This is a genomic window from Acinetobacter sp. HZNU-JH01, assembly GCF_037996845.1.
GTDB lineage: Bacteria > Pseudomonadota > Gammaproteobacteria > Pseudomonadales > Moraxellaceae > Acinetobacter > Acinetobacter haemolyticus.
The window spans coordinates 2483108-2496720 of sequence record NZ_JBBMZX010000001.1; the positions used below are offsets into that span (position 1 = coordinate 2483108).

The 13613-nt window shown below is 41.9% G+C and carries 13 protein-coding genes; 8 read left to right on the forward strand and 5 right to left on the reverse strand.

The window, feature by feature from the left end:
* The first annotated feature begins 4 nt into the window (after window positions 1-4).
* From pilW to AAC851_RS11885, 8 genes are all read left to right on the forward strand, one after another.
* Window positions 5-805, forward strand: a complete 801-nt coding sequence (gene pilW, locus AAC851_RS11850) for a type IV pilus biogenesis/stability protein PilW (RefSeq protein ID WP_026056343.1) — start codon at window positions 5-7, stop codon at window positions 803-805.
* Window positions 796-1590 carry a helix-turn-helix domain-containing protein gene (locus AAC851_RS11855; RefSeq protein WP_075314793.1) on the forward strand — a complete coding sequence of 265 codons (795 nt, stop codon included), beginning with the start codon at window positions 796-798 and terminating at the stop codon, window positions 1588-1590. Before pilW ends, AAC851_RS11855 begins: the two co-directional genes overlap by 10 nt.
* A gap of 21 nt (window positions 1591-1611) precedes the next feature.
* The gene (gene ispG, locus AAC851_RS11860) at window positions 1612-2727 is read left to right on the forward strand and encodes a flavodoxin-dependent (E)-4-hydroxy-3-methylbut-2-enyl-diphosphate synthase (protein WP_005083384.1); all 1116 of its coding nucleotides are present in this window, start codon (window positions 1612-1614) and stop codon (window positions 2725-2727) included.
* The gene (hisS, locus tag AAC851_RS11865; protein WP_004640814.1) at window positions 2724-4016 is read left to right on the forward strand and encodes a histidine--tRNA ligase; all 1293 of its coding nucleotides are present in this window, start codon (window positions 2724-2726) and stop codon (window positions 4014-4016) included. Before ispG ends, hisS begins: the two co-directional genes overlap by 4 nt.
* Before the next feature lie 24 nt (window positions 4017-4040).
* The gene (locus tag AAC851_RS11870) at window positions 4041-4739 is read left to right on the forward strand and encodes a YfgM family protein (RefSeq protein ID WP_004640812.1); all 699 of its coding nucleotides are present in this window, start codon (window positions 4041-4043) and stop codon (window positions 4737-4739) included.
* Window positions 4739-5881, forward strand: coding sequence for an outer membrane protein assembly factor BamB (bamB, locus tag AAC851_RS11875; RefSeq protein WP_004640811.1), 1143 nt, complete (start codon window positions 4739-4741; stop codon window positions 5879-5881). Before AAC851_RS11870 ends, bamB begins: the two co-directional genes overlap by 1 nt.
* Before the next feature lie 374 nt (window positions 5882-6255).
* On the forward strand, window positions 6256-7665 hold the full coding sequence (gene der, locus AAC851_RS11880) for a ribosome biogenesis GTPase Der (RefSeq protein WP_340600894.1): 1410 nt from the start codon (window positions 6256-6258) through the stop codon (window positions 7663-7665).
* Between the two features lie 59 nt (window positions 7666-7724).
* Window positions 7725-8372, forward strand: coding sequence for a 4'-phosphopantetheinyl transferase family protein (locus AAC851_RS11885; RefSeq protein ID WP_340600895.1), 648 nt, complete (start codon window positions 7725-7727; stop codon window positions 8370-8372).
* A gap of 62 nt (window positions 8373-8434) precedes the next feature.
* Here AAC851_RS11885 and secF read toward each other — a convergent pair whose 3' ends face one another.
* The 5 genes from secF to AAC851_RS11910 form a co-directional block, all read right to left on the reverse strand.
* Entirely contained in the window at window positions 8435-9403 is a 969-nt protein-coding gene (gene secF / locus AAC851_RS11890) for a protein translocase subunit SecF (RefSeq protein ID WP_004640807.1), read from the reverse strand.
* 10 nt (window positions 9404-9413) lie between these two features.
* Window positions 9414-11315 (reverse strand): protein translocase subunit SecD, encoded by a 1902-nt coding sequence (gene secD, locus AAC851_RS11895; RefSeq protein WP_004640806.1) that lies wholly within the window; start codon window positions 11313-11315, stop codon window positions 9414-9416.
* Between the two features lie 52 nt (window positions 11316-11367).
* Window positions 11368-11697 carry a preprotein translocase subunit YajC gene (gene yajC / locus AAC851_RS11900; RefSeq protein WP_004640804.1) on the reverse strand — a complete coding sequence of 110 codons (330 nt, stop codon included), beginning with the start codon at window positions 11695-11697 and terminating at the stop codon, window positions 11368-11370.
* Window positions 11698-11796: 99 nt separating this feature from the next.
* A complete protein-coding gene (tgt, locus tag AAC851_RS11905) occupies window positions 11797-12924 on the reverse strand; it encodes a tRNA guanosine(34) transglycosylase Tgt (protein ID WP_005083369.1) in 1128 nt (375 codons plus the stop codon).
* Window positions 12925-13020: 96 nt separating this feature from the next.
* Complete coding sequence (locus tag AAC851_RS11910) at window positions 13021-13590, reverse strand: LemA family protein (protein ID WP_005083367.1); 570 nt, start codon at window positions 13588-13590, stop codon at window positions 13021-13023.
* Window positions 13591-13613: the final 23 nt, after the last annotated feature.

Here is a 13613-nt window from a genome sequence, read left to right on the forward strand (position 1 = left end):
TGCGTTGAATACAACTCGACTAAAAACGACCATAGCGATAACAGTTGTACTTATGGCAGGTGGCTTGACAGCTTGCCAATCGACACCATCTACGAAAGATCCAGAGAAAGCTGTTCAGGTTCGCACCCAATTGGCTGCGGAATATATTCGTACGCGTGATTTGGACTCTGCAAAACGTTCACTTGACCAAGCATTGAAACTTAATTCCCGTGATGCAAATGCCAATATGATGATGGGTATTTTGCTGCAACAAGAGGGAAGTAAGCTCAATATGGAAAAAGCAGATGCTTATTTTAAGCGAGCGATTTCATCTGAGCCAGACAATGCTCAAGCGCGTAATAATTACGGTACATACTTATATCAGATGCAGCGTTATAATGAAGCAATTGAGCAGTTCACGCGTGCTGGTGCAACCTTAGGTTATGATCAACGATTTCAATCACTGGAAAACCTAGGGCGAATCTATTTATTATTGGGCGATGTGACGAATGCTGAAAAATCATTCAAACAGGCGCTGCAAGCAAATCGAAATGCAACCATTTCAATGTTAGAGTTGTCGGAAATTTTCTATTTGCAACAAAACAATAGAGATGCATCCCAGTTATATGAACAATATGTTCGTAGCGTGGGACAGCGCAACCAAGGTGCTAGAGCACTTTGGATCGGGATACGCATTGCTCGAGCGAATGCGGATCAGTTAGGAATGCAAGTGTTAGTCAACCAATTACGCGCTTTATTTCCTGATAGTCCAGAATATCAACGTTATTTGCAATTACAGTACAGTACTGAGGCCGTATGGAAATAAATCCAAATTCACATCAGCCAACTGGCTCAACCTCGCCATCGTCAACATTGGGAAATATTCAACGACCTGGTGAGTATTTGCGTCAAATTCGTATTGCACAAAAGAAAGAACTTGAAGAAATTGCAAGCGTATTGAATATGCCGGTCAAAACGTTGACAGCATTAGAGCAGGATGAATATACCGCTTTGCCAGAGGCGACGTTTATCAAGGGCTATTATCGAGCATATGCGAAATGCTTAAATGCTGATGCGAGCGGGATTATTCAACGTTTTGATGAAATATATGCCAATGATACGGGGCTTAAAGCAAGCCATGCCTTGAATAACTCACCAATTAAAACCATGGGTAAATTGGCGGGTTCAAAAAGCGTACGTAATCGTAAATGGTTAAAACGTCTGGTGATTTTGGCTGTTGTTTTATTGCTGGGTTGGTTGGCTGTTATGGCTGTACAAAACTGGTCATCGAGTAGCAGTAAAGATGATGTCGATATTCCTAAGATTACCAATTCAGATATTGAAATTTTACCGATGGCAAACACATCTGTGGCATCGGGAGATCAGTTAGTATTGAACTTTAGCCGTCCGACATCCATTAATATTGTTGATGCAACAGGTAAAGTCCTTGCGACAGGTCGCCAAGCGTCAACATTAAATTTGAGTGGCGAATCACCATTTCAAATTCGCTTAGATGATGCGACTGCCGTAACATTAAGTTTGAATCAAGAACAGATTTCATTGCGTCCTTATACCGTGAATGGTAAAGCTGAATTCCGTTTATCTCGCTAATGCTAAATAGGTAGCTATACGATGATCGTGAACCCAATTAAGCGTCGCCCAACACGAAAAATCCGTGTGGGGTCGGTGTATGTCGGTGGTGATGCTCCCATTAGTGTGCAGAGCATGACCAATACTGAAACCTGTGATGTCGATGCAACGGTTGCACAAATCCAGCGCTGTGCAGATGCAGGTGCGGATATCATGCGTGTTTCTGTGCCATCGATGGAGGCAGCGGAAGCATTTGGTGCTATTCGTAAACGTGTTTCTGTGCCTTTAGTTGCTGATATTCATTTTGATCATCGTATTGCGTTAGCGGTCGCTGATTATGGCGCTGATTGTTTGCGTATCAATCCAGGAAACATTGGTTCGGATCAAAAAGTACGTGAGGTAGTTGCAGCGGCAAAGCATCATGGGATTTCGATTCGTATTGGTGTAAATGGCGGCTCTTTGGAAAAAGACCTGCAAATCAAATATGGCGAACCAACTGGGCAGGCGTTGCTTGAGTCTGCGATGCGTCATATTGATATTCTAGATCGCTTAAATTTTCACGAATTCAAAGTGAGTGTGAAAGCATCAAATGTATTTTTAACCATGGATGCTTATCGTTTGCTGTCACAACAGATTGATAATCCATTGCATCTCGGTGTAACTGAGGCAGGTATCTATCGTACTGGTACAGTGAAATCAGCGATTGCGCTCGGTGGGCTATTAATGGAAGGCATTGGTGATACCATGCGTATTTCCTTGGCTGCTGAGCCTGAAGATGAGATTAAAATCGGTTTCGATATTTTAAAATCATTGGGCTTACGTTCGAATGGCATTAACTTTATTGCTTGCCCAAGCTGTTCACGCCAAGAGTTTAATGTGATCCAAGTGATGCAAGCTTTGGAAGAGCGTTTAGAGGATATTCGTACTCCGATGGATGTATCGGTTATCGGATGTAAAGTGAACGGTCCTGGTGAAGCTAAAGAAGCTGATATCGGGATTGTAGGCGCATCACCGCGTTCGCTGGTCTATCGAAATGGTGAAAAAAGTCATTTAATTGACACCAATCAGTTGGTTGATGAAATTGAAACAATGGTTCGTCAACGTGTTCAAGAGCTTGAAGAAGCCAAATCTAAAGAAATTATTCGTAGTTCATCATGAGTTCAATCGTCGCTATCAAAGGTTTTAATGACATCCTTCCAACGCAAACTGCGGCTTGGAGAAGTCTAGAACAACAATTGGCATCTTTAATGGATGCCTATGGTTATCAGCAAATCCGTTTGCCTATCGTTGAGCAAACAGGTTTATTCAAACGTGCTATTGGCGATGCGACTGATATTGTCGAAAAGGAAATGTATACCTTTTTCGATAAGGGAACACCACCAGAGTCATTGACCTTACGTCCAGAAGGGACAGCGGGTTGTGTACGTGCAATGTTAGAACACAACTTACTTCGTGGCGCTGCGCCACGAGTATGGTATGTGGGACCTATGTTCCGTTATGAAAAACCGCAAAAAGGGCGTTATCGTCAATTTCATCAATTCGGTGTAGAAACTTTTGGTGTTGCAACGCCTGATATTGATGCTGAAATTATTCTCATGACAGCACGTTTGTGGAAACGTATGGGAATGGCGGAAAATGTGCGTTTAGAATTAAACACTTTAGGTGAAACGGATGAGCGCGCTGAGTATCGTGCTGCATTGGTTGAGTTTCTGAATCAACATAAAGATCAGTTAGATGAAGACTCACAACGTCGATTAACCACTAATCCTTTGCGCATTTTGGATTCTAAAATCGAATCAACACAAAAGATTTTAGAAAATGCACCTAAATTGCATGATTTCTTAAAAGAAGATTCGCTCAATCATTTCCAACAACTACAGCAATATTTAACTGATGCTGGCGTTGAGTTTGTGATTAACCAAAAGTTAGTACGTGGTTTAGATTACTACAACAAAACGGTATTTGAGTGGACGACCACCATGTTGGGCTCTCAAGGAACAGTATGTGCAGGCGGTCGTTATGATGGTTTGGTTGGTCAGTTAAAAGGTAAGCCAGATCAATCCGTACCTGCGGTTGGTTTCGCGATGGGGATGGAGCGTTTGCTGTTATTACTTGAGCAAGTAGCGCAGAACAAAGATACGCGTGATTGTGAAGTGTTCCTATTGGCAGAGCCAGCATATCAAGCTAAAGCATTGGTATTGGCTGAGCAAATCCGTGACCAGTTAGAAGCTGCGAATAGCACGATTCGCCTCAAAACTGGTTCTCAAGGTAGCATGAAAAGCCAAATGAAGAAGGCGGATCAATCGGGTGCTGTTTATGCTGTGATTTTGGGTGAGCGAGAGTGGGATTCACAGCAGCTTCTGGTGAAAGAACTTGCAACGGCTGAACAGTCTCAGGTTTCTTTGGCTGAGTTGGCGCCATTTTTTATCGAAAAATTTAAACAATAAAACATTTAGGAAAAGGACAATCACATGAGTTTAAGTGATGATGAACAACTCGACAGTTTGAAGTCGTTTGCTAAAAAATATGGTTCTGCAATTATTAGCGGGATTCTCATTGCCTTGATTGCCTTTTTCGGATGGGAATATTGGCAGAAGAAAACTCAGGCTGAAGCTCAGAATCAGACGGCTAAAGTGCAAAAGTTGATCGATGAGGCTCAAGCACTTGCTGGTCAACCTAATGCTTTTGAGACGATTTCTGAGGCGGCGGATAAGATTGTCAAAGAAGATGCCAATTCTGTGCATGCGATTCAGGTTCAATTGTTATTGGCAAAACTAGCTTATGACAAAGATGACTATGCAGCAGCTGAAAAGGCGCTGAAGAAAGTTGAAAACTCGACGATCAAAGATACTGGGTTGGTGCAAATTGTTAAATTACGTTTAGCAGATGCGCAACTGGCGCAGAAAAAATATGATGAAGCTTTGAAAACCTTAGATAAAGTGACTGAACCAACGTTCAAAGCGACTGCTGATGAGCTACGTGGCGACATTTATGTTGCAAAGCAAGAGACAGAAGCTGCACGTAAGGCCTATCAAAGTGCATGGGATAATGTGGTCGAGCGTAAGTTAGAGCGTCAGCTTTTACAAATTAAACTCGAAAGTGTTGGCGTTTTAGTGGATGATCCTGAAGTTGAGCGCCCGATCTTAGATACCAATGTGGATGAGTCTTAATGCAGAATAAACTAAAACTACCATTGGCAATCGCCATTGCTTCAGCTTTATTTGTAGGTTGTTCGAGTAATAAGGTAAAGCCTGTAAAGCCGAACCCATTACCGAAAATTACCCAAGAGCAAAGTTTAAACCTTGTGTTCTCGCAAAGTGTTTCATCGACCAGTGCTGCAGATGCTATTCGATTGCAGTTGGACACGGATAATGGTGTGATTTTTGCTCCTGATCCAGATGGTCAGGTGTCTGCTTACCAAGGCAAAGAAAGACTTTGGAAAAGTAAAATTACCAAACAAGAGCTGACCGCTGGTGTTGAAGCTGGTGAAGGTGTTGTGGTTATTGGTAACCGTAAAGGTCAGTTATTTGCACTTGACCAAGCAACAGGTGAGCAGAAATGGACTGCACAATTGTCGGGTGCAATTTTAACACCTTCTTCGATTCAGTCTGGTCGTGTGATTAGTTTGGCAAATGATGGAACTGTATTTGCTCATGATGTTGCTACAGGGCAGCAAGTTTGGGCGTATAAGTTGCCAAATGTACAATTCAGTTTACGTGGTCAAGCCGCACCAGTTCGTTTAGATGATCGTACTGTCCTGATCGCTTCAGCAAATGCATATATTTATGCAATTGATGTGATCAGTGGTATCCCAAGATTTCAACGTCGAGTTGCAATCAGTGAGGGACGCTCTGATATTCAACGTTTGAATGATATTAATGGTGATCCTGTTGTCGCAGGGCAGTACTTGGTGACTACAAGTTTCCAAGGACAAGTTACTGTTACTGATCTAGCAACCCAACGCGTGGTTTGGAGTGAAGATGCAAGCAGTACTAACCGCCCTGAAGTTGCTGAAGATAAGGTCTTTGTTTCAACTGTAGATGGCAAGTTAAATGCTTATGATCTCGCGACAGGTGAGCTTGTTTGGCAGAACGAAAGCTTGTTAAATCGTAAGCTTAGTAATCCAGTTATGCTTGGACAAAACCTTGTAGTTGGTGATTTGGATGGTGTTTTACATCTGATAGAACCTGCCACAGGACGTTTGGTTGGTCGTGCTAAAACACGTGGAGATGTTCGTAAATTACGTGTGATTAATGATCAGCTTTACGTTTCCACTCAAAAAGGTGCATTAAGCATTTGGCAGAATCGTTAATTTTATCCAAGCTTGTGGTAAAATTAGAAAATAGGGCATGGCAAAATACCATGCCCTGCATTTTTTATAGAATTTAAATTTCAACATAAATTTTTCAATCCGAATATGATACTCGTTAGGGGCATCCGCAACCTGAGCGAAGATACACAAAGCACTGCTTTGTCTGGGTGTAAGACGAGTAGCTCTGCTGCGAATATTGTATGCGAATTGAGTCTTGTAGTATGGATAACTGTCTTTGCCTTTACGAAGCTTCAAGTGCTTGTTTGGGTAAAAAGAAAGTCAGTCTAACTGAAAGCTTATCCAAGTATTGGGTGATAAATCAGCAAGACACCATTATGATGATTTTAAAAATCTAACTCAGATTAAGGTAATTTATGAAACCCGTTATTGCGCTCATTGGTCGTCCAAACGTCGGAAAATCAACGCTATTTAACCAAATCACTAAAAGTCGTGATGCTTTGGTTGCTGACTTCGCTGGTTTAACTCGTGACCGCAAATACGGAGATGCGGTATATCAAAATAAATCATTTATCGTCGTCGATACCGGTGGTATCGGTGAAAATGAAGGTGGTATTGACTCTTACATGGCGGAGCAGTCAAAAACCGCGATACATGAAGCGGATATCATCGTTTTCGTGGTAGATGCACGTGCTGGCCTATTGGCATCAGATGAACAAATTGCACGAGAACTACGCACCTTAGGTAAGAAAGTTTATTTAGTTGCTAACAAAGTGGATGGCGTCCATGCTGAAGCTGCTTTAGTCGAGTTTTATAAGCTCGGTATGGGTGAGCCATTGCAAGTAGCTGCAAGTCATGGTCGTGGCGTACAGCAAATGTTAGAAGATGTACTTGCAGAAGTACCTGAAGATGAAAATCCTGAAGAACATAATAAAAATACGGGTTTGCGTTTAGCGATTATTGGTCGTCCAAACGTGGGTAAGTCAACACTCGTTAACCGTTTATTGGGTGAAGAACGTGTGGTGGCTTTCGACCAACCAGGGACAACCCGAGACTCGATTTATATCCCATTTGAACGTGATGGCCGCCAATATACTTTGATTGATACGGCAGGCGTACGTCGTAAAGGTAAAGTGGATGAAATGATTGAGAAATTCTCAATTGTTAAAACACTACAAGCGATGAAAGATGCAAATGTGGTCGTAATCGTTGTAGATGCTCGTGAAGGTATTGTTGAGCAAGATCTACATTTGATCGGTTATGCACTTGAAGCAGGTCGTGCGATGGTGATTGCGATCAACAAGTGGGATAACATGACCGAGTATGATCGTAAGCAATGTAAACTAGATGTTGAGCGTCGCTTTGATTTTATTCCATGGGCGAAAATTCATTTAATTTCGGCATTACATGGCACTGGGGTGGGTGAGTTATATCCATCCATCCACCGCGCTTATGAATCATCGAATTTGAAAGTTTCACCAGCAAAACTCACTCAAATTCTAAATGATGCAACAGAAGCACATCAGCCGCCAATGATTAGTGGTCGACGTATTAAAATGCGTTATGCGCATATGGGGGGGCAAAACCCGCCGACGATCGTTATTCATGGTAATAAGGTCGATAAGACACCAGCAGACTATCGCCGTTATCTCGAAAATGTATTCCGTAAAGTCTATAAGCTTGAAGGAACACCCGTTAAGATTGATTTTAAAACGTCTGAAAATCCATTTGAAGGTCGTAAATCTCGGGTGGATGAGCGCGTTGCGGCACGTAAACGCCGTTATGTTCAGAAATTCAAAAAGGCTGAAAAGAAATTTAAGCGTTAATATAAATAGATCTAGATTAGCCCAAAGTTCGCTTTGGGCTTTTTTATAAGGAGGGACCAATGACCATACGTAAAATCGAAATACATCTACAGGCATTGGCGCAACTGCTGAAAAAAAATAAAACAGATTTTGCTGATTTAAGCAGCTTTAATTTTTATAAACAACAGCAAATAAGAGCTTACCGTGACCAGCTTTTGGCTGAGCACTTGCAGAGTGGTATTGAAGCGCTCAGCTTTGCTAAACATGAACATGGTAAGCCTTTTTTAAGCTCTCACGCTTTACATTTCAACCACTCACATAGTCGACATTATTATGCTTTAGCAGTGAGTAAACGTGTGCAAGATATAGGCGTTGATGTAGAGGAGTTAGATCGAAAAGTACGTTTTGATGCTTTAGCCCAACATGCTTTTCATCCTGATGAATATCAAATCTGGCAACAAGAGCAGAACAAAGAATATTGGTTTAAGGTGTGGACGACGAAGGAAGCAATATTAAAAGCTTCGGGCTTGGGGATTCGTTTAGATTTAAATAGTTTAAATACACAGGTTCATCCTGAACAGACTGGGGGAGTGTGTACGCACCCCCTGATCGGAACATTTGCCTATCAAAATTTTATCTTAAATCGTATTGTGATAACTGTGGCATGGCGAAGTGAGCAGTCATGCCGTGGGTTCCAGTTTCCACAGCTTCAAATTATTCAGCACTGATGTGAATAAAAAAATGCCAGTGGTTACACTGGCATTTGGTTTGAATCTAGAGAAGCCGAGATTTAAGGAATCTGATCATCTTCAAATTCAGGTTTGACTTGCACGATAAAGTCTTGACGGCTGAGACCACGCCATAAGGCATAGGCTGTACCAATATAAATCGATGAATAGGTACCTACAAAGACCCCAACAATCATTGCTGCAGAGAACCAATGTAAGCCATCACCACCCAAGATAAACATCGCAACGACAACCAATAATAAAGTTGCAGACGTATGAATGGTACGACGAAGCGTTTCAGTCAAGGCAATATCAATAATTTCTCGAGAGCTGGTCTCGCGGATCTTGCGGAAGTTCTCACGGATACGGTCTGAAACGACGATGTTATCGTTCAACGAGAAACCGATAATCGCTAGCAGGGCTGCTAAAACGGTTAGATCAAATGGCCATTGGAATAAGGCAAACGCACCGATAATGATGACAATGTCATGGAACAGTGACATTACTGCACCCATTGCAAGTTTAAACTCGAAACGAATGGTGACATAAATCAGCATTAAAATGAGTGCAAGAGCAACCGCACCAGCTGAACGCACATAGAGTTCATTTCCAACCGCACCACCGACTGCATCTACTTTATGTACATTCACCGTATTATTCGGTAACTGCACTGCTTGAGTGATGCTTTGGCTGAGATCATCGACCACGAGATCGTCCTGTACAGGCATACGTACAATCAGATCAGTATTACTTCCTAAGGTCTGAACTACAGCATCTTTAAAACCAGCTTGATTGAGCGCTTGTGTCACCTGTGAAGGTTGAACTGGATTTTGATAGTTCAATTCAGCAGAAACACCACCGGTAAAATCTAAGCCAAGATTGAGTCCTTTGGTTGCAATAAAGAAAATACTCGCAATGGTCAGTAAGATCGAAATAATCGCAGCAGGTTTGGCGATCTTCATAAATGGGATGATTTTTAAATCATCTGGACGACCGTATTGTTTTGAGTCACGTTGAGTCAGATCTGACATATCAATCTCCTTAAATACTCAACTTGGTCAAATTACGGCGTTTGCCATAAATGAGTTGTACGATTGCACGCGTCACTGTAATTGCAGTAAACATCGAACAAACAATACCGATCATCAATGTAACCGCAAAGCCTTTGATCGGACCTGTACCTATTGCAAATAAAATAAATGCAACAAGGAATGTGGTTAAGTTGGAATCAACGATGGTGTTATAAGCGCGATCATAACCTGCAACAATGGCTTGTTTCGGTGATGCACCCCATCGCATTTCCTCTCGAATACGTTCGCAGATCAATACGTTCGCATCGACTGCCATACCAATGGTAATGACAATACCCGCAATACCTGGCAAGGTGAGGGAAGCACCTAACCATGACATGACCGTTAAAATCATCGCAAGGTTAAAAATCAGGGCAAAGTTTGCAATCAAACCAAATAGACGGAAGAACACCACCATCCAAATTGCAACTAAGATAAAGCCAATAATGGTTGACTGAACCCCTTTCTCGATATTTTCTTTACCTAAGCTAGGACCAACCACACGTTCTTCAACGAAATACATTGGCGCAGCAAGCGCACCCGCACGCAACATCAGTGCAAGTTCAGCAGCTTCTTGAGGTGAATCTAGACCTGTAATACGGAACTGTGAACCCAACACCGCTTGAATCGTTGCTGCATTGATAACAACTGATTCAGTATAAGGTGTACGAACTTCGGTTTGTGCCCCTGTTTCAGGATCAGTGACGTAGCTAATGCGTTGTTTATTTTCAATAAACAAGACCGCCATACGTTTTCCAACTGCGTTACGTGTGCCATCTGCCATGAGCTTGCCACCCGCACTGTCCAAGGTAATATTTACCTCAGCACCACCTGTATCTTGGCTAAAACCAGAGCTCGCATTTTGTACACGTTCACCCGTTAAAATACGATTGCGGTTAAGCAATAAGTCACGGCCACTGTCTAGAGATTCAAAAGCAAAAACTTCTGTTCCTGGTGGCACAGGTTGTCCATTGTATTTACGTGTATAAGGATCGATATATTGATCGTTACTATCTGCAACCAAACGGAACTCTAGGTTGGCGGTACGACCGAGGACACGTTTTGCTTCAGCTGTATCTTGGATACCCGGTAACTCAACCACAATACGGTTGCTACCTTGAGTTTGAACCAAGGCTTCAGCAACCCCTAATTCATTGATACGGTTGCGAAGAGTCGTTAAGTTTTGGTTGACAGCGTAGGATTGGATTTCCTGACGACGAGCATCAGTATAATTCAATCTTAATGTTGCACCAGTCGCTGTCGCAATGGATTGCTGATTAAACTCATTACCATTACGACGTAAGAAATCAGCCGCTGCATCACGATCTGCATTGCTGGCAAATTGGATGGTAATTGTATTATTGTTTAAAGCGAGGTTATTGAACTTAATTTTGTTGTCACGGAACTGACGGCGTAAATCAGTTGCGGATGTTTCCATACGCTGACTAATTGCCTTATCCATATCAACTTCGAGCAAGAAGTGTACACCGCCACGTAAGTCCAAACCGAGTTTCATCGGTTTCGCCCCAATCTTTTGCAACCAAATAGGAGTGGTTGGTGCAAGGTTGAGTGCAATCACATAGTCATCGCCTAGATCACGACTGAGGATGGCTTTTGCTTTGAGCTGTTCTTCAGATGAGCTTAAACGGAGTAAAGCTGCATTATTGGAGAAACTACCATCATGACTGCTAATATTGGCCGTTTTTAAAATCTGCTCAGCTCTTTGCACTACGCTCTGATCAATTTGAGTACCTGCTTTTGCGCCCGAAATCTGGACAGCAGGTTCATCAGGATACAGGCTTGGAAGTGCATATAACGTACTGATCACAAAGACAACGAGGATCAGTAAATATTTCCATGCAGGGTAACGCATTCGCTTTCTTCTTAAATGAAAAAGTCGTGCTTAGGCACGACTATCTTAATGATTAAAGGTTATTGAGTGTGCCTTCAGGTAAGACTGAAATAACACTTGCACGTTGGATTTTTACTTCTACACCGCGGCTGAGTTCAACTGTTGCAAAGTCGCCATCTAAGCGAATAATTTTGCCCATTAAGCCACCCGCAAATACGATTTCACTACCAACACCTAAGCTTTCAACCAAGCTACGATGCTCTTTGGCACGTTTTGCTTGTGGACGCCAGATCAAGAAATAGAAGATCGCAACAAATACAGCGATCATCAATAAGTTTGCCATCAAGCTTGGGCCTTGGGCTGCTGCATCAGCAGCATGGGCAGTAGAAATGAAAAAGCTCATTTTAATTTCCTAAAGTTTAAAAGGTCAAAAAATTGACATTAAGTTCCAATTCGTTTTGCAATGTACCTTGTCTTGGCGTTACGTGCAAATCTTGATAGATTAATTTGGACAAGGTGGCACATCTAAACCACGACGTGCATAAAAATCTTCAACATAGGCATCAAAAGTGCCATTATCCAAGGCATCACGCATGCCTTGGGTTAAGCGCTGGTAGTAGCGTAAGTTATGGATTGTGCCCAACATAGATGCCAGCATTTCACCGCACTTCTCTAAATGATATAAATAGGCACGAGTAAAGTTTTTACAAGTGTAACAATCACAATGTGGGTCTAAAGGCCCTTTATCATGACGATATTTACTGTTACGAATTCTTACCAGCCCATCGGTGACAAAATAGTGACCATTACGTGCGTTTCGTGTTGGCATGACACAGTCAAACATGTCGACACCACGACGAACAGCTTCAACGATATCTTCTGGTTTTCCTACACCCATTAGATAACGTGGTTTGTCTTCGGGCATTTTATTTGGAAGATAATCCAATACTTTGATCATTTCTTCTTTAGGTTCACCTACTGATAAACCACCAATGGCATAACCATCGAAACCGACTTCTAGTAAACCTTTGAGTGATTCATCACGTAGGTCTTCGTACATCCCACCTTGAATAATGCCGAATAATGCATTTTTATTCTTGAGCTCATCGTGATGGTGCGTTTTACAACGTTTTGCCCAGCGCAATGAAAGTTGCAATGATTTTTGTGCTTCTTCATGAGTGGCTGGGTAAGGTGTGCACTCATCAAAGATCATTACGATATCTGAATTAAGCACATGTTGAATCTCCATTGAAATTTCTGGAGATAAAAATACTTTTGAACCGTCGATCGGTGAGCGGAAAGTCACACCTTCTTCTTTGATCTTACGCATTGCACCCAAGCTGAACACTTGGAAGCCACCAGAGTCAGTCAAAATCGGCTTATCCCATTGGATAAACTCATGCAGACCACCGTGCTCTTTGATGACTTCTAAGCCTGGACGTAAATATAAATGGAAGGTGTTACCTAAAATAATCTGTGCCTGAATTTCTTCAATATCACGAGGCAACATGCCTTTTACCGTACCATAAGTACCGACAGGCATAAATACAGGTGTTTCAACAACACCATGTTCTAAGGTAAGTCGACCACGACGGGCGCGTCCCGACTGACCTAATTTTTCAAATTTCATGACACTATCCATCAAGGCGAAAAAACAGTTCGCTGATCAAAAGCGGGTATTTTCCTTGATTATGGCGTGTAGTTCTACTACTAAATGTAGCTAGCGTTAAAAATTTGGTTTGTAGTCAAAATTACGGTCAATTACTTGATCTCGAAAAGGACGAATCGCTTTCTTTGCTAAGGTCATGGTATTGACTAAGTTGTTTGGAAAAATCTGAATGTGATTATTAAATAACTCGACATTACGGTTAAATATGGTGATTGCTGCACCGACATTTTCATTTTGTTCTTGAATATCATCCATCATTTTGCTGTACAGCGTGTCAGCTTTTAGTTCTGGATAGTTTTCTACAACGACATTTAGACTACGCATCAAATCGGTATTTAATTTTTCAATCTGCTGCAATTTAGCAATATCGGTGTCATTTACATTCAAATTCATGATTTGCTGACGTAAAGCCGTCACTTGCTCTAGAGTTGATTTTTCAAACACAGTGTATTTACTGAGTGTATCTTCTAAAGCCTCTAAGGTTTTGACTTTCTGGCGTTCGAAATTGGCAACTTCTGCCCACGCACGTTTGGTGGCATTGAAATATCGCACAATCGTATTGCGGATATGAATCCCCCAAACAATTAAGACAACGAAAATGCCTAAGAAAATAATTAAGCCTGTCATCGCCATACCCCTTTATCTTGTCC